A 21407-nucleotide genomic window follows, 5' to 3' on the forward strand; every position below is an offset into this window, starting at 1 on the left:
CATCACTTGAAGCGGCCCGTCCGCTCATTCGCTTCCGGCAGTTGCCGCGTCTCGCGCACGGATCTCGGATGCCATAAACGCGCGCCGCCTTCGATGCCCGCATCGTTCGAAACGGTGGCCACGTTCGGCGGCAGATCGAACGAAAGGCGTGCCGCATTGCCGCCGCCGATCCACAGCTTGTCGTAGTTCACGAGCGTACTCAGAATTCCGATTACCTTCTCAACGCGCCGGTTCCAGCGTTTATTCCCGGCTTTTTCACGCGCCGCGTCGCCGATGTATTCGTCGTACGCCACGCCCTTCTTGCTAACCGGATGATGGGCGAGTTCCAGATGCGGCATCAACTCGCCGTCGCGGAACATTGCCGTGCCCGCGCCAGTGCCGAGCGTCAGCACGAATTCGAGGCCATGGCCTTCGATCGCGGCGAAGCCCTGCATCTCGGCGTCGTTGATCATGCGCACCGGCAGGCCGCCCAAACGTTGCGCCAGCGAGTCGGCGAGCGGGATGTCGTGCCAGCCTTCCACGCCGAAGTGCGGCGCCGTCAGAATGCGGTTGTTGCGCACCACGCCGGGAAAGCCGATCGACATCAGCGTCGGCGGTTCCTGTTCGACGAGCGGCGCAACCAGCTTCGCCAGCGCGTCCACGAGTTGATCCGGCGTGCACGGATGCGGCGTCGCTACCCGCAAGCGCTCAGTTTTCATGTTGCCGTCCGCGTCGATAATCGCGGCCTTCAAACCCGTGCCGCCGACGTCGATCGCCAGTATCCGCTCGGTGCTGATTGTCGCTTTCGGCTTACTGGATGGCTTACTCGACGGTTTACGTGACGCCTTACCGGACGGTTTAAACGCCGCCTTCGTTGGCGCTCTGCTTGCCGTCTTGCCCGGCGTCTTCGTCGCCGTCTTGCGTGTCGTCTTGCGTGTCACCACGGTGTCCCCCGATTGTGTTGGTGCGACTCGTCGTTGAATTACTTCTTCTGCACAGCATCCCGTTTCAACGGCCGCCATGCGTGGCCGTCGCGCGCCAATAGCGCGTCGGCTTCCGCGGGGCCTTCGCTGCCGGCCGCATAGCCATGCACCGGCACCGCGCCGCCGGTTTTTGGATGCAGCACGTCGTCGACCGCGCACCAGCTCGTTTCGATGCTGTCGGCGCGCTGGAACAGCGTCTCGTCGCCGAGCATGCAGTCGTAGAGCAAGGTTTCATAACCGACGTTGGCGCGTTCCGCGAAGAAGTCGCCGTAGTCGAACGACGACTGCACCGCACCGATCTGCATGACCGGTCCCGGCGTTTTCACATTGAAGTCGAAGCTCGTGCCGTGCGCCGGATCGATGCGCAAGGTCAGCACGTTCGGCGTGAGCGCGTCGACGGGCGTGTCGCGAAACAGGCGGAACGGCACCGGCTTCAGTTGCACGGAGATTTCCGTGCGACGCGCGGCCAACCGTTTGCCGGTGCGCAAATAGAACGGCACGCCGGCCCAGCGCCAGTTCTCGACGAACACGCGCGCCGCCGCATAGGTTTCCGTCGTGCTGCCGGGCGCGACATCCGGCTCCTCGCGATAGCCGACACCGGCCGGCCCCTTTTCGTATTGACCGAACACAACGTCGTCCGGCGTCAGCGGCTTGATCGCGTCGAAGATTTCGGCCTTCTTGTCGCGCACGGCTTCGGCATCGAACGAATTGGGCGGTTCCATGGCGACCATGCCGAGCAACTGGAACAGATGGTTCGGCAGCATGTCGCGGAACGCGCCGGTCTGTTCGTAGAACTTGCCGCGCCCTTCCACGCCGATGGTTTCCGCCGCCGTGATCTGCACGCTGTCGATATATTCGCGCCGCCACACCGGTTCGAACAGCGCGTTGGCGAAGCGCACCGCGAGAATGCTCTGCACGGTGTCCTTACCGAGAAAGTGATCGATGCGATACACCTGATCTTCTTTTGCATACGACAGGATGTGCGCGTTCAGATCTTTTGCGGAAGCGAGATCGGTGCCGAACGGTTTCTCGATCACGATGCGACGGAAGCCGCCGCCCTCGCCTTCTTTCAGCAGACCCGCCTTGCCGAGATGTTCGACGATCGGTTTGAAGAAGCGCGAGCTGACCGCGAGATAGAAGATCACGTTGCCGCCCGGCGCCTGTTCGAGCTGTTGCTTGAGCTTCGTGAAAGTGTCGTCGGTTTCGAATTCGCCGGCCATGTATTCGAGGCGTTGCGCGACCCAGTCCCACGCCTTGTCGTCGAGCTTGCCGGCGTGGAAGGTGCTGGCCTTGTCGGCGGCGAACTGTTCGAGCGACTTGTGCAGATCTTCGCGCCACACGCTCGTCTCGCGCTCGCCGTGATTCACGCCGATGATTTTCATTCCATCGTCGAGCAGGCCATCCACCGCGAGGTTGTACAGCGCCGGCATCAGCAGCCGCTTGGTCAGGTCGCCGCCGGCGCCGAAGATCACCAGCGTGCACGGCGGCGCCGGCCGCTTGCCGGGCGGCGAGGCCGGCGCTTCCTGCGGGCTCGCGCTGACCTTGCAGCTCGGTGGTTGACTGGCGGCGGGACGCTCGGCTGCTGGAGTATTCGGTGTAGTCGACATGGGATTCACTTTTGGAAACCAATGGAACGGACGTGGTGGTACATGAAAGACCACGCTTGAACCCACACAGTTCAAAAACGGCCATGCAACCTGCTCACCTTGCGACGTTGTATGGCTGGTGTAACCTCACTCGCCCGCGCCGCCGCTGCGCACTATTTCACCGATGCGTGCGCCGGTTCGGCAGCCGGCGCCGGTTCGGCCGGGCGTGCCGGCGCGGTGGCTTGCGCCGAAGGTGACGTCGGGATCGGCGCCTGATCTGTTTCGCCCGCCAGCGGCACGTTGCCCGACGCGCTCATCGCGCGCGGCTGCAACAGCAGCGCAACCAGCCCGGTCCAGCCGGTCTGATGCGAAGCGCCCACGCCGCGCCCGTTATCGCCATGGAAATACTCGTGGAACAGGATCAGGTCACGCGAGCGCGGGTCGGCCTGCAATTGCGGATAAGCGCCCATGACCGGACGCTCGCCGTCCTTGTTCTTGAGGAACAGCGTAGTGCAGCGGCGCGCCAGTTCGTCGGCAATCTGGCTCAGCGAGAACTTCTCGCCCGAACCGGTCGGATACTCGACTTTGAAATCCTCGCCGTAGTAGCGGTGAAATTCGTATAGCGACTCGATCAGCAGATAGTTCACCGGCATCCATATCGGACCGCGCCAGTTCGAATTGCCGCCGAACACGCGCGTATCGGATTCGGCCGGCAAATACTTCACGGTGAAACTGTCGCCGTTGTGATTGAACACGAACGGATGATCGCGATGGTATTGCGACAGCGCCCGCACGCCATGATCGGAAAGGAATTCGCTTTCGTCCAGCGCGCGGCGCAACAACGCTTTCATGCGATGCCCGCGCAACAGCGAGAGCAGCAGCGCATTGCCCTTGCCCGGCTCGTTCCAGCGCGAGACCAGCCTCGCCAGATCGGGGCGATGTTCGAGGAACCAGACCAGACGTGCGCGCAGACCCGGCAAGCCGCCGTGCAGACGCTCTTCGAGCACGTGCACCGCGAATAGCGGAATCAGACCCACGATCGAGCGCAGCCGCATGGGAATGCTGCTGCCGTCCGGCAGGTGCAGCTTGTCGTAGAAGAACTCGTCTTCGCTGTCCCACAGGCCCGTTTCGCAGCCGTCGTCGCAACTCACGGCCTCGGCGATATACAGGAAATGCTCGAAGAACTTCACGCCGATGTCGACGAAAACATGATTGGCGTAGGCGAGTTCGAGCGCGATACGCATCAGGTCGAGCGCGTACGCGGCCATCCACGCCGTACCGTCGGACTGGTCGATGTGCCCGCCGGTCGGCAACGGCGATGAGCGATCGAAGATCCCGACGTTATCCAGCCCGAGAAATCCGCCCTGAAAAATATTGCGGCCGTCGGCGTCCTTGCGGTTCACCCACCACGAGAAATTCAGCAGCAGCTTATGAAAGACAAGTTCCAGAAAATCGCGATCCGCCTTGCCGGTGAGCGCGCGGTCGATTTCATACACGCGCCACGCGGCCCACGCATGCACGGGCGGATTGGCGTCGCCGAACGCCCATTCATAAGCGGGAATCTGACCGTTCGGATGCTGATAGCGGTCCTTCACCAGCAACAGCAGTTGCCGTTTCGCGAACGCCGGGTCGATCAGCGCGAATGCGGCCGCATGAAATGCCAAGTCCCATGACGCGTACCACGGGTATTCCCACTTATCCGGCATCGACACAATGTCCGCGTTGCACAGGTGCCGCCAATCCTTGTTGCGGCCCTGCTTGCGGCTGGCGGGCGGCGTCGGCTGAAGCGGATCGCCTTCGAGCCAGCGCTGCACGTCGTACTGGTAGTACTGCTTCGACCACAGCATGCCGGCAAGCGCCTGACGCTGCACGAGCCGCGCGTCGGGGTCAGTGATCTCGTGTTGCAGCGCGCCATAGAATTCGTCGGCCTCGGCGATGCGGCGTGCGAAGATCGCATCGGCATCGAGTTGCACGTCGTCGGGACTCGACTGCGGGCGCCAGCGCATGTACACCACGGCGCGTCCATACGGTTCGAGTGCAATCGCGGCATGCGCGCCGGCCTTGGTGCCGGTGTCGCGGCGGATCGCCTGTTCGTCGCCATGCACCAGGTAATCGTTGAAGCCGTCTTTGAACGGCCCCGCGCCGTCCATGTTGAAGAGGCGCTTGACGTTGGTGTCGTTCTCGCAAAAAAGCCACGTCACCTGCGGTGCGTCTTTCGACCATGCCGTCACGACAATCGGCTCGTGCCCATGCTGATGCCCGACCACCTGCGCCCCGCCGTTATGGTCCGTGCCGGCGACGAGCGAGGGCTTGTCCTTGTTTTCTTTCCACGACCACGAATTGCGCGCCCAGATTTGCGGCAGCACGTCGAGCGAGGCCGCCTGATCCGCGCGATTCTCGATGGTCACGCGCATGAGGACGTCGTCCGGCGCGTGTTTGGCGTATTCCACCTGCACGTCGAAGTAGCGCGAATCGTCGAACACGCCCGTGTCGAGAATTTCGTACTCCGGCATGTCGCCGCCACGGCGCGCGCTTTCCTGAACGAGGTCGTCGTACGGATAGGCGGCGTGCGGATACTTGTAGAGCATGCGCATGTACGAATGCGTCGGCGTGCCGTCGACGTAGAAGTACAGCTCCTTCACGTCCTCGCCATGATTGCCCTGCGCATTCGTGACGCCGAACAGGCGCTCTTTCAGGATCGCGTCGTTGCGATTCCATAGCGCTAGCGAAACGCACCAGCTTAGCGTGTCGTCGCCGAAGCCGGCAATGCCGTCCTCACCCCAGCGATAGGCGCGGCTGCGCGCATGGTCGTGCGGAAAATAGTCCCAGGCGGTGCCGTCCGGGCTGTAATCCTCGCGCACCGTGCCCCATTGCCGCTCGCTGAGATAGGGGCCCCAGCGCTGCCAATGCGCACAGTCGGCCGAATGCAGCCGTGAACCTTCAATGGTGGCGAGCAAATTGGCAGCGCGCAGCGGTGGCATGACTACGTCCTTGCATTCGGCTTGGCGGTGGGACACACATCGTAGCGCGGTTTAGGCGCCGGCGGTCGCGAACCCGGCAAGCAGGTGTTCAATGCGCAGCAACTCGCCCAACGACCACGCCTGAAACGGCGTGCCGGCGGGTGCGTGCGGCGCATCGCCGTCGGCGATTTCAGAGAGATGGTTGAGACCGGCGTGGTCGAGATGCGCGTAGAGCGGGTCGAGAAAGCGCGTTTTCGCCTGCATGCGGGCATCCGCCGCGCCGCCGTTGACTCGCAGCCACGCTTCGACGAACGGACCGAGCAGCCACGGCCACACGGTTCCTTGATGATAGGCGCCATCGCGCTCGAGTGGAGACCCGCCGTAATGTCCACGATAGGCAGGATCGGACGGCGCGAGCGTCCTCAGTCCCAGCGGCGTGAGCAATTGCGCTTCGACCTGATCGAGCACCGCGCGCGCCACCGCGCCGTCGAGCAATGGAAACGGCAGGCCGCCCAGAGCAAAGATCTGATTGGGCCGGATCGCCCGATCTATTGCGCCTTTTACGTGATCGACGTCCACGTTGTCGAACAGCGCTCGCGTGGACGGATCGAGAAAGCGTTCATGAAACGCCTGCAGCGCCCGGTCGGCGGCCGGCTGCCATTGCGGATTCCATGTTGCTGCAATGCGCAATGCGTTGATCCAGAGTGCTTGCACTTCGACCGGTTTGCCGATGCGCGGCGTGACCACCCAGTCGCCGACTTTCGCATCCATCCACGTGAGTTGTACGCCGGGTATGCCGGCGGCCAGTAGGCCATCATCGGCGGATGCCTGGATGCTGAAGCGCGTGCCATTCGTGTAACCCGTGAGGATGGCTTCGCAGGCCTGTTGCAGACGCTGCTGCGTTGCAGCGCTCGCGTGACGCGTGGCCAGATAGTCGTGCACGGCGACGATGAACCACAACGAGGCGTCGACGGAGTTGTATTCCGGTGTGTCGCCATAATCGGGAAAGCGGTTCGGCAACATGCCTTCCGACAACGTGCCCGACCATTCGAGCAGGATCGCTTCGGCGTCGTCGAGACGACCCGAGGCGATCAGCAGGCCGCGCATTGCAATGAAGGTGTCGCGGCCCCAGTCGGTGAACCACGGAAAACCCGCGAGAATCGTGCGGCCTTCGTTGCGGGTCACGACGTACGCGTCGGCGGAGCGTTGCAACCGCGAGCCGAGCGCGTCGCGGCGTTGCTGTTCGATGCGCGCGAGTTCCGTGGCATGGATGGCCGCCGCTTTGGCGCTCGCCGGTTGCGTATCGCTCGTGGCGCCCGACGCGCTGAGGATCATCGCCGCTTCACCATCGGCGAAATTGAAGCTGAACACGCCGGGCGTCGCGAGATCCTCGCTGAAGTCGAGGCCGCGCTCCCGCTCGCGGACGTAGCAAAAGTTGCAATACCAGTCGGGCGCGTGCGTGTAGACGCCGTTGGTCGCGGCGTGGATCACCGGCAAGTCGCCGTATGGTTGCCAATTTACGCTGGCCTGGTCGTCGCTTGTCTGCGCGTTGAAGTTGAACGCGGCATTCTCATGGTGCAGCGCGTGGTAGTCGCGGCCCGAGAGCAGTGGCCTAACCTTCAACGTGAGCGCGTTCGTTTCGGAACCGGCTCCCGCACCCTGCTCCAGCCGCCAACGCAAAACCGTCTCGCGAGTCGCTTTGCTGACGAACACGTCGGCGGTCAATACGGCACTAGCACCAATCTGAATGCGCCATGTTGGCCACGGCTTCGTATCGAACGAGACAAGACTCGTGGTCAGGTCCGGATAGACAACGTCCGGCACGTATCGCTGCATGCTCAACGGATAACGCGCGCCGTTGTTCGCTTCAAGCCACGCCTCCATGCCGTTCACCAGCACCACGCGACCGCCCGGCGCGCGCGTCGCGGTAAGCAGCAGCGCGTGATAGCGGCGCGTGCGCAGCGTGCCCACGGTTCCTGACGCGAATCCGCCAAAGCCATCCGCTTCCAGCCATTCGTCTTCGAGACGCGTCATGTCGAAAGGTCGTTCGATGTGTGTCATGAACTCACCGGTTAGGCAAAGCCATTCATCTTTTAGTGCGCCTGAATGTCAGGCATGAGGCGCCGCGGTGACCATTCTCCTACTTATCACTTTCCACTTCCTTTCGAAAAACCGACTTATCGACGCAAGTTTTACCACTCGCAAACGTTTCACAATTATTTCTTGAAAGGGTTGGAGACTGCACCCGCTTTCACGAAACGGGATGCAGCCATGAGAAGAAACCAACGCCTCGCGAGTGCCGCTTTGGTTGCACTTGCAACTTTAGCGTTGAGCGGTTGTGGTGCGGATGATTCCGCGCCGTCGGCAGCCTCTTCAACGCCGGCCGTTGCGAACAACGACGCCATGCCGAACGCGGCCGGCTCTCCCGCGACGCCAATGCTCAACGCATCTTCGCCGCTCGCAGCAGACCCCGCAGCGGCCTCCGATCCGATCACGCAGAACATGCAAGCCAGTCTCGCCGCGGACAACCAGCAAGTCGCGCCGGTCATGCATTACGCGCCCGGCGACAGCGCCAACAGCAACTAGCCCGATTCCACCGGCGCGCGTGGCGCGCTATTCTTCCTCCCCGCAGAAGGTGATATCCGATGACATCAAATAGCCGTCGCCGTTTCCTGCAGACCGTGGCTTCATCCGCCGGCGCTGCTGCCGCGCTGACCGCGCTGCCCGAGTCGATTCGCAATGCGCTCGCCGTTCCCGCGTTTTCGCGCACCGGCACGATCCGCGATGTCGAGCACATCGTCGTGTTCATGCAGGAGAACCGCTCGTTCGACCACTACTTCGGCCACATGCGCGGCGTGCGTGGCTACAACGACCGTTTCCCGATTCCGCTGCCGAACGGCAAGCCGGTGTGGTATCAACCGTCGAAGGAAGATCCGACCCAGCCGGTGCTGCCGTTCCATCTGAACACGGCGACCACCAGTGCGCAATGCGTCGGCGATCTGGATCACTCCTGGTACAAGACTCATGCCGCGATCGACGGCGGCCGCTACGACCAGTGGCCCGCCAACAAGACCGACATGACGATGGGCTATCACCTGCGCAGCGACATTCCGTTCCACTACGCGCTGGCCGATGCGTTCACCATCTGCGACGCGTACTTCTGCTCGCTGCCGGGACCGACGCACCCGAACCGCTCGTATCTGATGACCGGCATGGTCGATCCGAGCGGCACGCTGGGTGGTCCGCTGCTCGACAACAACGATTTCGTCGACGGCGACGGTCCGCCGAATTATCAGTTGCTCTCGTGGACCACCTATCCGGAGCGTCTGCAATCCGCGGGCATTTCGTGGCAGGTGTACCAGCAGGGGCTGACTGGCGCCGATCCGTTGAACGGCAACTACGGCACCAACATCCTGCAGAACTTCACGAACTTCATCAATGCGCAGCCGGGCTCGCCGTTGTATGAGCGCGCGCAAACCGTGCGCACCATCGACGACCTGAAGGCTGACGTGCTGGCCAACAAGCTGCCGCAGGTGTCGTGGTTGTGCCCGCCGGCCGCGTACTCGGAACACCCGAGCTATACGCCCGCATACGGCGCGGAGTACACCTCGCAGATCCTGGATGCGTTGACGTCGAATCCGGAGGTGTGGAGCAAGACCGTGCTGTTCATCATGTACGACGAGAACGACGGCTTCTTCGATCACCTCGTGCCGCCGCAACCGGCGACGACCGGCGCGCAAGGGAAATCGACGGTCAGCACCGAAGGCGAAATTCACAACGTGGTGAATCCGCTGCGCGGCGGCACCTACACCGCCGACGGCCTGCCGTACGGCCTCGGACCGCGCGTGCCGATGACGATCGTGTCGCCGTGGAGCAAGGGCGGTTTCGTCTGCTCACAGGTGTTCGACCATACGTCGGTGATTCGCTTCATCGAAGCGCGCTTCGGCGTGTATGAGCCGAACATCACGGCGTGGCGCCGCGCGGTGTGCGGCGACCTGACCACGGCCTTCGACTTCCGCACGCCGGACTCGAAAGTGCCGCCGCTGCCGGACACGAGCAACTACAAGAGCATCGCCGATAACCAGTGCGCAACGCAGCCGAAGCCGACTGTCCCCGCGACGCCGGGCACCATCGATCCGCAGGAAAGCGGCATTCGTTTCGCGCGCGCGTTGCCGTATGAGTTGCACGTGAATGGCCAGGCCAACGACAAGAAGAACACGTTCGAGATCGCGATCGGCAACACCGGCGATCAGGGCGCGCATTTCTACATGTACGCGACGAATCGCACGGATGGTCCGTGGCGCTACACCGTCGAAGCAGGCAAGTCGATCAACGAGACTTTCGATCTCACGATGACCAACGGCGTGTATAGCTTCGAAGTGTTCGGGCCGAACGGTTTCGTGCGCAAGTTCGCCGGCAACACGCAGCAGGCGACGGCACAGAACGCGCAGATCGCCGCCGGCCATGGCAAGAACAAACCGTCCGAGCCGGAAGTGAAGGTGCAATACGACGCCGCGAACGGCAACGTGTTCCTGAAGTTCAGCAACAAGGGCAGCGGGATTGCGCGTCTGCTCGTGACGGACAACGCGTACGGCGCGCGCCCGCGTCCGGTGCTGGTGCCGGCCGGCGCGCATATCGAAGAAGCGTGGGTGCTGGCGTCGAGCCATCACTGGTACGACTTGACGGTGACAAGTAATGACGATGCAAGCTTCTCGCGCCGTGTTGCGGGTCACGTCGAGAATGGGCGGCCGAGCATTAGCGATCCGGCGGCGGTGGCGCCGGTGTTGGTGGTGAATTAAGGGCGCTCGACGGTGAGCGGGCTTCGGTCAACACAGGCATGCTTGATCGAAGCCCAGTACCGCTATGTGGTCACGCGAGACGTCCTGCACGAAACGGCGGATAGGGTTCGCGCGCCGGCCTGCATAAAAAACGTCAAGCCCCCAGCAAAACCCCGGTCCTGAAAGGGCGCGCGCCCGTCACACGTCCGAGCGGCGCGCCGGCCGTCACGAAGCGAATCGCGCGCCGCATGTAAAACACGCCTTCCGTCTTACTGACAATCGTCGTCGTTTCGTCGGTGAGCGGATCGACGATATCGAACAGCGCCTGGCCGACGCGAATCGTGTCGCCGATCTTCGCGCGATGAATCAGAATCCCGCTGACAGGCGCATAGAACTGCTCGCTACCGGCGAGCGGCGTGGCCGGCGAACGCAGCTCCGGCAAAGGCCTGGCATCGCGCTTGATCGCCTTGCGCCACGCAAGATAATCGACAAGCGCGTCCGCATCTTCCTGAGCGACTTCGTAGGACACGTCACGCTGTCCGCGGCATTCCACCGTTACGGCAATCGCACCGTGGGGCACCGGCTTGTCGGCCGGCAGTTCCTGCTGCAATGTCCACCACAACAGGCTGTGCGTTTCATCGAACGATTCGCCGCCTGAGTTGGTGGCAAGCAACGACGCCTGCGCGCCGAGATAGCGCGACAACGGTTCGAACTCCGGCCACGCCGCCTCGCTGGTGTAGAGATGCATGGCCGCTTCGAGCGAACAATGCAGATCGATAATCACATCCGCATCGAACGAGAGCTTCAGCAACGCCAATTGCAGCGATTCGAACTCGGTCAATGGTTTCTGATCGGCCAGTTCGTCGGCAATCAATTGCCGCACCAGCCGCACGTTTTCGGTTGCATCTGAACCCAAGGTTTCCTTGGCACGCGCGACCAATTTCGAAAACTGCGGGAAGTGACGGTTGAAATTTTTCCCACTACCCAGATCGAAACGGCCGAGAAACTGGCCGAGCACGTATTGCCCGAGCCCGACCGGATTCGCCACCGGCACCAGCACGATTTCCGCGCTCAGCGCGCCCTGCTTTTCCAGTTCGAGCAAGCGACGTTTGAGCAGAACGGTCGTCAACATCGCAGGGGTTTCATCGGCATGCAGCGACGACTGGATATAAATCTTCTGCCCGCTATTCGCCGGGCCAAAGTGAAACGACACCAGTTCGCGGTGCGTGCCGATAGCTGGCGAGAGAAGCGGAATCGATTGCCTGTTCATGAGCGGGAGTCTGTAAAGAGAAGTCGGAAATCAATTGCCGTACGGATCGAAGTCGAAGTACTTCTTGGCGATCTGAGCGTACGTGCCGTCCTTGAGCATCGAAGCGATGGCCGCGTTAATGGAGGCCTGCACCGCGGTCTCATCCTTGCGCAAGCCGATGCCCACGCCGCGATCGCCCATCGAAAGCGGTTCGCCGACAAACGCAAAACCCTTCCCCGCCGGCGTGCGCAGGAAACCGATATCCGCTTCCACCGAGCCGAGCAATGCGCCGTCCAGGCGCCCGTTCTGCAAGTCGGCGAACACCTCGTCCTGACTCTTGTACGCCACCACATGCGCGCCGAGCGGCGCCCAGTTCTTCAGTGCATAGCCCTCGAACTGCGTGCCCGATTGCACGCCGATCTGCTTGCCGGCCAGTGCACTCGTGCCGCCCGCGAGCGCTGACCCTTGCCGCGCGATCAGCCGCGATTTGAACTGGAAGAGTTTCGACGAAAACAGGATCTGCTGCTCGCGCTTTTCCGTGATTGCCATCGACGAAAGGATCGCGTCGATCTTGCGCGCCTGCAGCGCCGGAATCATCCCCGAGAATTCGAGTTCGACCCACTGGCAGCGCGCCTGGATGCGCTTGCAGATTTCGTTGCCGAGATCGACGTCGAAACCTTTGAAGCTGCCGTCGGGCGCCTTGGCGTCCATCGGCGGGTAGCTCGGGTCGATACCGAGGCGCAGCGTAGTGGGCTCGACGGCGAACGCGCCACTATTGAACGCCAGCGCGGCGCTCAAGATCATCAGCGAAATTTTCATGGGAGCACGGAGTAAGGGTGAGCGGATGACGACCGAGCTATCCTATGCCGCGTCTGCGCCTCAAAGAAGTCTCATTCGGACTATCATGATCACTTTTACCGATCACTGAACTGGCGATTCCCTCATGGCGTTGACGATCTCCCAACTCCGCGCGTTCACCGCCGTGGCCGAGCACGGCAGCATCCGCGCGGCGTCGCGGGCGCTCGGCATCGCGCAAAGCGGTATCACGCAGCAGTTGCAGAATCTCGAATCGATGCTCGGCGCGACCCTGTTCACCCGCACGAACCGCGGCATTGCGCTGACGGCCCTCGGCCAACGGTTGTTGCAGCGCGCGGGCGCGATCATCGGCGAATGCGAACGCGCGGAGCAGGAAGTGCAGCAACTGCGCGGCGACTACGTCGGCGAGGTCACGTTCGGCATGACGACCGAACCGTTGATCGACGCGTTCGCGCCGGTGCTGATGGAATTTCGCACGCGCTTCGAGCGGGTCGCGGTGCATCTGCGTACCGGCACTTCGCGCATGATGATTTCGTGGATTCGTGAAGGCACGCTGGATTTCGCGGTTGCCTTGGTGTCGAAGCATACGGATACGGCGGACCTCTCTGTCATGCCGCTATATCCGTCCGATCCGGTGATCGTCTGCCGTCAAGGGCATCCGAAGGCCGGGGCGACCTCGCTGGCCGACCTGGTCGATTGCACGTGGGTCGCCACGCGCTCGCCGAATCTCACGGACGATCCGCAAATCAGTCGCCTAAACCATCTGTTCGAAAGCCACGGCTTGCCGCCGCCGAAAATCGTCGCGACAGTGGAAGGCCTGTACGAAACGCTGCACCTGGTGAGCGCGACAGATTGCCTGTCGCTCGAAGCGTCGATCGTGGTGAAGCGCGGGCCGTTTGCAAGCACGCTCACTGCTATCCCGGTGCGCGAGCGCGCGGTCGAACAGAACGTTTGCCTGCTGCAGCGCGCGGCCATTCCGCTCACGCCCGCCGCGCAGGAACTCGCGACAATGATCGCTTCGTATACGCGCACGGTGCGGGCGCGTTGAAGCGGCGCTGAAATCAGGCTGCCGTTTGTTCGAGCGCGAGCAATTCGTCGATAGTCTGACGCCGGCGGATCAGTCGCGGCTTGCCATGCTCCAGCAATACCTCCGGCGCAAGCGGCCGGCTGTTGTAGTTCGAGGACATCGACGCGCCATATGCGCCTGCATCGTGAAACACGATGAAGTCGCCCACTTCGGGCGTGTGTATCGAGCGGTTCGTAATGACGCCGCCTTCGGCTTGCGTGAAGACATCGCCGGCTTCGCAGAGCGGCCCAGCCACCGCGAACGAATCGACCGGCGCTTCGCTCGGTGCGCCGTCGTGCTTCAACACCGTCATCTCATGATGACTGCCGTAAAAAGACGGCCGCACGAGGTCGTTGAATCCGGCATCGACCAAAGCAAACTGCTGCGCGGGGCGTCGATTCAACGCGTGAACTTCCGCGATGAGCACGCCCGATTGTGCAACCAGAAAGCGCCCCGGCTCGATTTCCAGCCTCACGCGATGCCCGACATGCGCTTCGACCTGCCGACGCGCCGCGTCCCAGAGCCGGAAGTAATGCGCGACATCGATAACGGGCTCGCCTTGGCGATACGGCACCGACAAGCCACCTCCCGCGGAGATCGCTTCGATATCGTGGCCCAGCCCCCGCACGGCTTCGACCATCGCCTCGCAGACACGCGACAGATGTCCATAGTCGACGCCCGAACCGATATGCATGTGCAACCCGACCAGCTTCAGCCGATAACGCCGGACCAGCTCGACCGCTTGCGGCACATCGTCGAGCCAGATGCCGTGCTTGCTATGCTCGCCGCCCGTGTTGGTCTTGTTGCTATGTCCATGACCGAAACCCGGATTGATCCGCAGCCACACGCGATGACCTTCGGGCGCATGCCGTCCTATCCGTTCGAGCATATCGAGCGAGCCCGCGTTGACCGTGATGCGGTGCTCGATCACGGTGGCAAGCGTCGCGTGATCGAGCAGATCGGCGGTAAACACGACGCCTTCGGGATCGCCATCCGGCGTGAAGCCCGCCGCGAGACTGCGTTGGATTTCGCCCAGCGAAACCGCGTCGACCGTGGCCCCTTCCTCGCGCATCAGTTTGAGGATATGCAGATTCGAACACGCCTTCTGCGCATAGCGGATCACATCGAAGCTGCGCAATTCGGCAATACGCGTGCGAATTGCGTCAGCGTCGTAGACCCACAGCGGCGTGCCGTGCTCGTGGGCGAGTTCGACGAGTTGTTGCGGATTGAATGGCGTCACGGTTTGCGTCTCTCTTCATGTCGAAGCATTGGTATGAGCGAGATGATGCTGAAAACACGCCATTCAGTAAAATACCAATTCTTCACATACCCATTCACTTCCGATATACGCAATCATGGCGCTCACACATCGGCATATCGAAGTCTTCCGCGCGCTGATGACTGCGGGCAGCGTCACCAAAGCGGCCGAAATGCTGTTCACCTCGCAGCCCACGGTGAGCCGCGAACTGGCGCGCATGGAGCAGAGCATCGGCTTTGCGCTGTTCGAACGCACAAACGGCCGGCTGCGTCCCACGCTGTCCGCGCTCGCCTTGTTCGACGAGATCAAGCGTGCGTATGTCGGGCTCGAACGCGTGGCGTCCACCGCCGCGAGCTTGCGAGAATTCCAGGGTGGCCAGCTTTCGGTCATCGCGTTGCCCGCGTTTTCGCATTCGATCTTGCCGGGCGCGGCGAAGCGCTTTCACGACGCGCAACCTGGCGCGAGTCTGTCGATCGCGGCGCAGGAGTCGCCGTTTCTCGAGGAATGGCTGAGCGCCCAGCGTTACGACCTCGGCCTGACCGAGCATGGCGCGCCGCCGGCCGGCACGCGCCTGACGCCCTTGCTCGAAGTCGATGAAGTGTGCGTGCTGCCCGACGGGCATCCGTTGCTCGGCAAGCGGGTGATCGCCTTGAAGGATTTCGCCAATCAGCCGTTCATCAGCCTGTCGTCGAACGATCCATACCGGATTCAGATCGACGAGACCTTCGCGCAAGCGGGAATCGCGCGCCGCCAGATCGTCGAGACGCCTACCGCGGTGTCCGTGTGCACCTTCGTTCGGCAAGGGCTTGGCCTCGCGATTGTCAATCCGCTGACAGCCCTCGATTTCGCGGGACGCCATCTGCATATCCGGCCGCTTGCCGTGTCGTTGCCGTTTCGCGTGAGTGTGATTCAGCCCGAGCACCGTCCAGGTCACCCGCTGGCTAGGGAGTTCGTTGGAGCGCTGCAAAGCGAAGCCGCCGCGCTGCGGCTACAATTGAAAGTCCACACCGGACGCAAGCAGCAATAACGGTTTCGGTTCGCAAATCAACGCGCGCGAACAACAGCCGCATCCACCACCGAAAAAGTCCGGGCACGCTTCAAGCTAAGCACAGCAGCACACCGATTGCGAACACGAGCGGCGCACAGCGCCTTCGTGTCGCATGAGATTTCACATGTCGTAGACCATCAACAGGAGTTTCCCAAATGATGAATCGAGACAATCCCGTCTGGCTGATCACAGGATGTTCCACCGGCTTTGGCCGCGAATTGGCGAAGCTGGTGCTTGAGCGCGGGTGGCGCGCGGTGGTCACCGCACGCGATCCGTCGAAAGTGAAAGATATTGCCGAAGCCCACGGCGACCGCGCACTGGTTCTGCCACTCGATGTGACGAACCGCAAGCAGATCGACGACGTGGTGACGCAAGCGAAGCAGCGTTTCGGCCGCATCGACGCGCTCGTCAACAACGCGGGTTATGGCTATCTGGCGGCGATCGAGGAAGGCGAAGACGACGAAGTCCGCGCCATGTTCGAAACCAACGTGTTCGGCCTCGTCGATATCACGAAGGCGGTCTTGCCGATCATGCGCGAGCAGCGTAGCGGTTTGATCGTCAACGTGTCGTCGATCGGCGGCATTGCGAGTTTTGCGGCGACCGGCTATTACCACGCCACCAAATACGCGGTGGAGGGTCTATCCGAATCGCTGGCGACGGAAGTGAAACCGCTCGGCATCGACGTGCTGATCGTCGAGCCGGGGCCGTTCCGCACGAACTGGGCGGGCCCGTCGATCAAACAATCGGCCACGGTAATCGACGACTACGCGGCCACCGCCGGCGAGCGCCGCAAGCAGACCGAAGCGCGCAGCGGCAAGCAGGCGGGCGACCCAGTGCGCGCGGCGCAGGCCATTATCGACGCCGCACTGTCGGACACACCGCCGCTGCGCTTGCTGCTCGGCAAGACGGCGCTTGAACTGGCGCGCAAGAAGCTGGACTTCATGCGCGGCGATTTCGATGCCTGGGAAGCCACCACGGTGGGCGCGGACTTTCCGGAAGGAGCGGGTTAGGCCGCAGGAGTTTCACGCAATCCGTTGAGCGTTGTCCGTTGGTCGGGCTTAAAACTCGACCAGCGCGAAATCTTCCTTGCCCACGTCGCAAAGCGGGCAGCGCCAGTCCGCCGGCACGTCCGCCCAGCGTGTGCCCGCGGCGATGCCTTCTTCCGGCAAACCTGCGGCTTCGTCGTAGACCCAGCCGCAGATCACGCAGACCCATTGCTTGAAGTCATCCGCCGACGCGCCGGGATTCACGGCCGCGCTCTGCGCATCAGCCGCATGCAACGCAGGCGTTTCATCGAGGCTAACCACTAACGGCGCGACTGTGCCGACGCCGGTCTGCGCGAGACGCGCCTGCAGGCTCTCCAGCAGCCGCTGCGCTTCGGCGTGCGTCAGATCGATCCAGTAGGGATCGCCCGCGCCGTCGTTGAGCCGTTCAGAGGAAAACTGGATTTCTACGGCTACGCCCTTCTTGTACATGGCAAATCGGAATATCGATGAAGCCGGCAACGCGCCCCGCAAGGAAACTCCCTGAGGGCGTGCCGGCATGGGACGCAGCGTTGCGCCAGAGGCTTCTCGCGGAGATCAGACGAGCTGGTTCAGCACGATCGCGGCGATCAGGCCGGCGGCGCCGATGAGGCCCAGCAATTGCAGCAGCGTGAGGGATTTACGGGGTGCGGTAGGGATTTGTTGCGTAGTCACGGGCTATTCTTGAAGATTGGAAAAAGCGAAATGGTACACGGGTCTGCGGCCCGCGCATGTCGAATAGCGCAAACCGCCGTGCATTAGCTGCCATTATCGCTGCTCGATTGCCTTGAATTCCCTACCGTCCGGAGATGGATTAATTCCCCCCGGAGAGGAAAGTTCAGCTCTTCGCCAATGGGCTGCCGCGGCGCGAATCCCAGAAGCGGATCACGGCCGTGTCGCCCGTGCCGGCGCCCACCACTTGATCCGGCGCGCCGTTCTCGCGCAGCAACGCGCGCAGATCGTTGATGACCGGGAACACCTCGTGATTCCAGTCCGCGCCTTGCGAATCGTGGGCGCGCTGTTCGGCTTCGACGATCTCGCGGTCTTCCTTGAAAATGCGCTCGGTGAACCACACCAGCAGCGGCCATGCGAGATTCAACACGCCGGGAATGCCCGGTTTGCGAATCGACAACAGCCCGAACGTGCGGTTGGTGCGCTGCTCGCGATCGAGCGGCACGTAGATGATCCACAGATTCATCACCAGCGTCTGCTCCGACGTGCGGATCTGCAGCGTCTGATACGGATACTCGGTGCGGATCGTCATCACGTCTTTGTCGTTGTCGCCGCCGGTTTTACGGCTCTGGCCGAACACGATCGCTTCGCCGATCGGCTGCTGGCCGGCCATGCGCGCGAACGTGTAATCGACTTCGACCCAGCCCTCGCCGCGCCGCCGGCCGAGCGAGCGCGCCCGCATCTGCCCCATCTGCTTGCGATGCAGAAACTGGTGGTTCATGTCCATCAGGTTCTCGTGCATGAACGAGTAATGGCAATTCACCGGACGGCCGAAGCGGCGCGTCTTGTACTTCTTGTCCGAGACCGACGCGAGGTCGGGCAGCGGCCGTTGTTCGGCCAGCGCGGCATCGCCGGGGAAAACGAAAATCAGGCCTTCGATCTCGCGGCACGGATAAGAGCGCACGCCGTTCGGCAGACGCTCGCGGCCCAGGTACGGCACGTCGATGCACTTGCCCGAGCAGTCGTAAGTCCAGCCGTGATAGCCGCAGCGGATCGATTCGCCATCCACCACGCCCTGATGCAACGGCACCTGACGATGCGCGCAGCGGTCCTCCAGCGCGAACACCTTGCCCGATTCCGTGCGCGCCAGCACGATCGGATCGCCCGCGAACGTCACACCATGCGTCTTGCCCCGCTTCACCTCGTGCGACCACGCCAACGGATACCAGTAGTCCGGGTGAATACCGACGCGGCGCAGATCGCGCACCGGTGCGTCGTTGGCGGCCTGGCCCGGCGCGTGAGCCGGTTTCTGCGATGCGGCCTGGGCAGGCGACGCATCGACGGTTACATCGACGGTGTCTTGTTCTAGCGGGGGAACAGCATGCATAGGTGGCTCTCCGTGCACGGGCGGATAGAAGGTAGCCGCCCGGCAAAGTGCGGGCGGCATCGTCGCCAGTCTACTAGAACCCGACGCCGTATGGGTTCGAGGACCGCGCAGCGGCCTGCGGCGACGCCTGCCCACGCAAGCGCGCCGCTTGGCTTCCCACCTTCCCGAAGAGACGACGCGCCGCGTCAGCTTTCGTCGTGCGCCACCAGCCCCGAGCGGCGCTGCACGCCCCATGACCGGCCGCCGCGCAGGAAATGCAGCCAGCCGAGCGCCGCGCCCACGTGCCGCACCAGCTGAAACGTGAACGGCTCGGCGACCGCCGCGAGCATCGCCATCCATAAACTGGAGCCGGCGCGCTCGCCGGTCCAGCGCCGGTACAGATGGATGCTCCACAGATAGAACGCGAGGTCGATCGCCGTTTTCAGACCGATTACGCTGAAGATCGATACGACAATCGCGCCATGTCCGCCGAACACAAAGGCGAGCAGCAGCGCGAACGCGGTGAGGCCGTAGATCGGCTGCATGGTGTCGATCGCCTTGACCGGCAGCATCAGCATGCCGAGCGTGCCGTAGCGCGGATTGCCGGTCATGTCGCGGTTCCAGTACTGCGTCTGCAGGAAGCCCGCGAACCAGCGGCGGCGTTGACGCAGAAAGCTGGCGAGGTTGTCCGGCGCGTCGGTGCGGGCATGCGCCTCGCCCACCACGCGCACGTCCCAGCCGAGGTCATGGTCGACTGAATAGCGGCGCAGCCGGTGAATCAGCTCGTAGTCTTCGACCAGACACTGCGGATCGAAGCCGCCCACGTCGACCAGCGCGTCGCGCTTGAACGAAGCGAAGGCGCCGGAGATCAGCAGCAGGCTGTCCGCACGCATCCACGCGAAACGGGCGGTGAAGTTGCGCATGTACTCGTAAGTCTGGAACCACTGGAACACGCGCCCCGACACCGACTTGCCGCACACCGGCACCAGAATGCCCGCCGCGGCAACCAGCTTCGGCTCGCTCGCGAAAGCGGCGCGCATGGCGTAGGTGGCGTCGTCGTCGAGCAGGGTGTCGGCGTCTACCGTCATGACGGTTTCCGTGGTCATCACGGCGATCGCGGCATTCAGCGCGCGAGCCTTGCCGCCGTGCGGCACGCGCAGCCAGAACAGATTCGGATACAGCGCGCTCGGCGCGCTCAGCACGCCGTCGGCTGCGGCGGTGAGACCGAAGCGTTCGGTGAGCAGTTCGCGCGTCGCGTCGGTGGAACCGTCGTCGGCAATGACGATTTGCGCCGGACCATGCGTTTGCCGCAGCAGCGCGGCGAGCGTTACCGGCAGCACCGTCGCTTCGTTATGCGACGCGACGATCACGCCCATGCTCGGCAAGCTGCGCCGTTCGAAGTCCGGTTCGAGCGGCGGCGCACGCCGCATCAACGGCAGTGTTTTCCACGTGACGAACGCCAGCAGCAAGGTGTCGTACACCACGTAGGCAATACCCGTCGACCATGCCAGCGCGCCCTGCAGAAAGAAGGCGCGTGCGAACAGCAGCACCCACACTACGACGACACTCAGATGAATCAGCGTGCTCAACGGCGTCGTGCGACGCGGCACGATGCGCGGCGAAGCAAGAGCGAGGGCCTGTTCCAGGGTTTTCTTCAAAATGACTGCCGGGTTTGTCGATGTTGCGGTTGATAGGTGAAGGCTGCGCTCACGGCACCATGCGCTTGAGAACCGACTTACGATCGATCCACTGATGCTTCAACGCGCCGCCGATATGCATGGCCAGCAGCGCATAGAGCGCGTAGCCAAGCCACGTATGCAAGGCGCCGAAGCGGTCGTGCAAGGTCTCCTTTAGCGCCGGGTCGAGGTTCATCACGTAGCCGATACGCGGCCATGGAAACAGATTGAACAAGTGCATGGGGTGGGTCGCCGCGTCTTTCCACGCGGAATCGTGCAGCCAGCCGGACAGCGGCAGTGCAATCATCAGCAGGTAGAGCAGAAAATGCGCGACATGCGCGGCGATCTTTTCCCACGACGGAAACTCGCGCGGCAACGGCGGCGGTTTGTGCGACACGCGCCACAAAATGCGCATGAGCGCGAGACCGAGCACCGTGATGCCGATCGACTTATGGGTGTCGACCACCGGGCGCACCCAGTCGTCCGGCAACGAATCCGCGCTCAGGCCGAGCACGACGTTGCCGATCATCAGCAGCGCGATGAGCCAGTGCAGCACCATGGCCGTGCGGGTATAGCGCGATGGCACGGGCGTGCCGGTCGAATCGGTCAAAGAGTCGGCGTGCGTGTTCATGTTTATTCCGTCCGCAGCGGCATGGCTGCGAAAGCTGTTTGAAAATCCGGCAATGCAGTAGCACATCCAGATGCGCCGCAGTATAGACAAACGCCCCAGTGTGACGCTTTATTCCGCCGGGTGCTTAAAACTATGTTTCAGATTATTTCGCGCGCGCGGGTTGAGCGGGAACGTTGCACCCTGAACGGGCGGCGACTCATGCCGCGCCGCGATATCGGCGCTGCCGGCGCGGTGCATTCGCTGAGCGAGCCATTGGTTGCATTCGCATCCAGTCAGTGGCGGTGCCAGGCGGGGCGGTTGCGGCAACGGGTGAACGA

The 21407-nt window shown here is 62.8% G+C and carries 18 protein-coding genes; 6 read left to right on the plus strand and 12 right to left on the minus strand.

The genetic code is table 11. From position 1 onward, the window contains the following. Nucleotides 1-2 precede the first annotated feature (2 nt). Nucleotides 3-776, minus strand: a complete 774-nt coding sequence (locus B0G82_RS25880; RefSeq protein WP_121310853.1) for an ROK family protein — start codon at nt 774-776, stop codon at nt 3-5. Here B0G82_RS25880 and B0G82_RS40165 point away from each other — a divergent pair. Next, the gene (locus B0G82_RS40165) at nt 697-960 is read left to right on the plus strand and encodes a hypothetical protein (protein ID WP_199730225.1); all 264 of its coding nucleotides are present in this window, start codon (nt 697-699) and stop codon (nt 958-960) included. The genes B0G82_RS25880 and B0G82_RS40165 overlap by 80 nt on opposite strands. Before the next feature lies 1 nt (nt 961). On the opposite strand, the gene zwf is transcribed toward B0G82_RS40165, so the two are convergent. The 4 genes from zwf to B0G82_RS40635 form a co-directional block, all read right to left on the minus strand. Further along, complete coding sequence (gene zwf, locus B0G82_RS25885) at nt 962-2569, minus strand: glucose-6-phosphate dehydrogenase (RefSeq protein WP_121309498.1); 1608 nt, start codon at nt 2567-2569, stop codon at nt 962-964. A gap of 152 nt (nt 2570-2721) precedes the next feature. Next, nucleotides 2722-5529: a glucosidase gene (locus B0G82_RS25890; RefSeq protein ID WP_121309499.1), complete on the minus strand. Its 2808-nt coding sequence runs from the start codon at nt 5527-5529 to the stop codon at nt 2722-2724. Nucleotides 5530-5580: 51 nt separating this feature from the next. After that, entirely contained in the window at nt 5581-7569 is a 1989-nt protein-coding gene (locus B0G82_RS25895) for an amylo-alpha-1,6-glucosidase (RefSeq protein WP_121309500.1), read from the minus strand. A gap of 155 nt (nt 7570-7724) precedes the next feature. Next, entirely contained in the window at nt 7725-7952 is a 228-nt protein-coding gene (locus B0G82_RS40635) for a hypothetical protein (protein ID WP_241974837.1), read from the minus strand. On the opposite strand from B0G82_RS40635, the gene B0G82_RS40640 reads away from it, so the two are divergent. Together B0G82_RS40640 and B0G82_RS25905 are read left to right on the plus strand one after the other, a co-directional pair. Next, nucleotides 7945-8094 carry a hypothetical protein gene (locus tag B0G82_RS40640; protein ID WP_241974838.1) on the plus strand — a complete coding sequence of 50 codons (150 nt, stop codon included), beginning with the start codon at nt 7945-7947 and terminating at the stop codon, nt 8092-8094. The genes B0G82_RS40635 and B0G82_RS40640 overlap by 8 nt on opposite strands. Nucleotides 8095-8153: 59 nt before the next feature. After that, on the plus strand, nt 8154-10307 hold the full coding sequence (locus B0G82_RS25905) for a phospholipase C, phosphocholine-specific (RefSeq protein WP_121309502.1): 2154 nt from the start codon (nt 8154-8156) through the stop codon (nt 10305-10307). A 133-nt stretch (nt 10308-10440) separates the two neighbouring features. Here the strand turns inward: B0G82_RS25905 and B0G82_RS25910 are convergent, their stop codons facing one another. Both B0G82_RS25910 and B0G82_RS25915 read right to left on the minus strand, forming a co-directional pair. Next, nucleotides 10441-11556: a succinylglutamate desuccinylase/aspartoacylase family protein gene (locus B0G82_RS25910; protein ID WP_121309503.1), complete on the minus strand. Its 1116-nt coding sequence runs from the start codon at nt 11554-11556 to the stop codon at nt 10441-10443. 30 nt (nt 11557-11586) lie between these two features. After that, complete coding sequence (locus B0G82_RS25915; protein WP_121309504.1) at nt 11587-12354, minus strand: transporter substrate-binding domain-containing protein; 768 nt, start codon at nt 12352-12354, stop codon at nt 11587-11589. A gap of 124 nt (nt 12355-12478) precedes the next feature. Here B0G82_RS25915 and B0G82_RS25920 point away from each other — a divergent pair, with 124 nt between their 5' ends. Continuing rightward, the gene (locus B0G82_RS25920; protein ID WP_121309505.1) at nt 12479-13399 is read left to right on the plus strand and encodes a LysR substrate-binding domain-containing protein; all 921 of its coding nucleotides are present in this window, start codon (nt 12479-12481) and stop codon (nt 13397-13399) included. A 13-nt stretch (nt 13400-13412) separates the two neighbouring features. On the opposite strand, the gene lysA is transcribed toward B0G82_RS25920, so the two are convergent. Next, the gene (gene lysA, locus B0G82_RS25925) at nt 13413-14657 is read right to left on the minus strand and encodes a diaminopimelate decarboxylase (protein WP_121309506.1); all 1245 of its coding nucleotides are present in this window, start codon (nt 14655-14657) and stop codon (nt 13413-13415) included. A 115-nt stretch (nt 14658-14772) separates the two neighbouring features. Here lysA and B0G82_RS25930 point away from each other — a divergent pair, with 115 nt between their 5' ends. Further along, the gene (locus B0G82_RS25930; protein ID WP_121309507.1) at nt 14773-15702 is read left to right on the plus strand and encodes a LysR family transcriptional regulator; all 930 of its coding nucleotides are present in this window, start codon (nt 14773-14775) and stop codon (nt 15700-15702) included. A 176-nt stretch (nt 15703-15878) separates the two neighbouring features. After that, on the plus strand, nt 15879-16733 hold the full coding sequence (locus B0G82_RS25935; RefSeq protein WP_121309508.1) for an oxidoreductase: 855 nt from the start codon (nt 15879-15881) through the stop codon (nt 16731-16733). 48 nt (nt 16734-16781) lie between these two features. Here the strand turns inward: B0G82_RS25935 and B0G82_RS40645 are convergent, their stop codons facing one another. The 4 genes from B0G82_RS40645 to B0G82_RS25960 form a co-directional block, all read right to left on the minus strand. Next, nucleotides 16782-17198 carry a rubredoxin gene (locus tag B0G82_RS40645; RefSeq protein WP_116146529.1) on the minus strand — a complete coding sequence of 139 codons (417 nt, stop codon included), beginning with the start codon at nt 17196-17198 and terminating at the stop codon, nt 16782-16784. A 385-nt stretch (nt 17199-17583) separates the two neighbouring features. Beyond that, nucleotides 17584-18804 carry an aromatic ring-hydroxylating dioxygenase subunit alpha gene (locus tag B0G82_RS25950; RefSeq protein WP_116146531.1) on the minus strand — a complete coding sequence of 407 codons (1221 nt, stop codon included), beginning with the start codon at nt 18802-18804 and terminating at the stop codon, nt 17584-17586. Nucleotides 18805-18989: 185 nt separating this feature from the next. Then, nucleotides 18990-20441, minus strand: a complete 1452-nt coding sequence (locus B0G82_RS25955; protein WP_121309509.1) for a glycosyltransferase family 2 protein — start codon at nt 20439-20441, stop codon at nt 18990-18992. Nucleotides 20442-20490: 49 nt separating this feature from the next. Next, nucleotides 20491-21090, minus strand: a complete 600-nt coding sequence (locus tag B0G82_RS25960) for a cytochrome b (protein ID WP_116122825.1) — start codon at nt 21088-21090, stop codon at nt 20491-20493. Nucleotides 21091-21407 lie beyond the last annotated feature (317 nt).

It is taken from the genome of Paraburkholderia sp. BL17N1, from assembly GCF_003634175.1.
Classification (GTDB): Bacteria; Pseudomonadota; Gammaproteobacteria; order Burkholderiales; family Burkholderiaceae; genus Paraburkholderia.

Bases quoted from the DNA above. Each gene is read 5' to 3' on its own strand.
- B0G82_RS40165 (WP_199730225.1), top strand. From the start codon at position 697: ATGTTGCCGTCCGCGTCGATAATCGCGGCCTTCAAACCCGTGCCGCCG.
- zwf (WP_121309498.1), bottom strand. From the start codon at position 2,569: ATGTCGACTACACCGAATACTCCAGCAGCCGAGCGTCCCGCCGCCAGT.
- B0G82_RS25890 (WP_121309499.1), bottom strand. From the start codon at position 5,529: ATGCCACCGCTGCGCGCTGCCAATTTGCTCGCCACCATTGAAGGTTCA.
- B0G82_RS25895 (WP_121309500.1), bottom strand. From the start codon at position 7,569: ATGACACACATCGAACGACCTTTCGACATGACGCGTCTCGAAGACGAA.
- B0G82_RS40640 (WP_241974838.1), top strand. From the start codon at position 7,945: ATGCTCAACGCATCTTCGCCGCTCGCAGCAGACCCCGCAGCGGCCTCC.
- B0G82_RS25905 (WP_121309502.1), top strand. From the start codon at position 8,154: ATGACATCAAATAGCCGTCGCCGTTTCCTGCAGACCGTGGCTTCATCC.
- B0G82_RS25910 (WP_121309503.1), bottom strand. From the start codon at position 11,556: ATGAACAGGCAATCGATTCCGCTTCTCTCGCCAGCTATCGGCACGCAC.
- B0G82_RS25915 (WP_121309504.1), bottom strand. From the start codon at position 12,354: ATGAAAATTTCGCTGATGATCTTGAGCGCCGCGCTGGCGTTCAATAGT.
- B0G82_RS25920 (WP_121309505.1), top strand. From the start codon at position 12,479: ATGGCGTTGACGATCTCCCAACTCCGCGCGTTCACCGCCGTGGCCGAG.
- B0G82_RS25930 (WP_121309507.1), top strand. From the start codon at position 14,773: ATGGCGCTCACACATCGGCATATCGAAGTCTTCCGCGCGCTGATGACT.
- B0G82_RS25935 (WP_121309508.1), top strand. From the start codon at position 15,879: ATGATGAATCGAGACAATCCCGTCTGGCTGATCACAGGATGTTCCACC.
- B0G82_RS40645 (WP_116146529.1), bottom strand. From the start codon at position 17,198: ATGTACAAGAAGGGCGTAGCCGTAGAAATCCAGTTTTCCTCTGAACGG.
- B0G82_RS25950 (WP_116146531.1), bottom strand. From the start codon at position 18,804: ATGCATGCTGTTCCCCCGCTAGAACAAGACACCGTCGATGTAACCGTC.
- B0G82_RS25960 (WP_116122825.1), bottom strand. From the start codon at position 21,090: ATGAACACGCACGCCGACTCTTTGACCGATTCGACCGGCACGCCCGTG.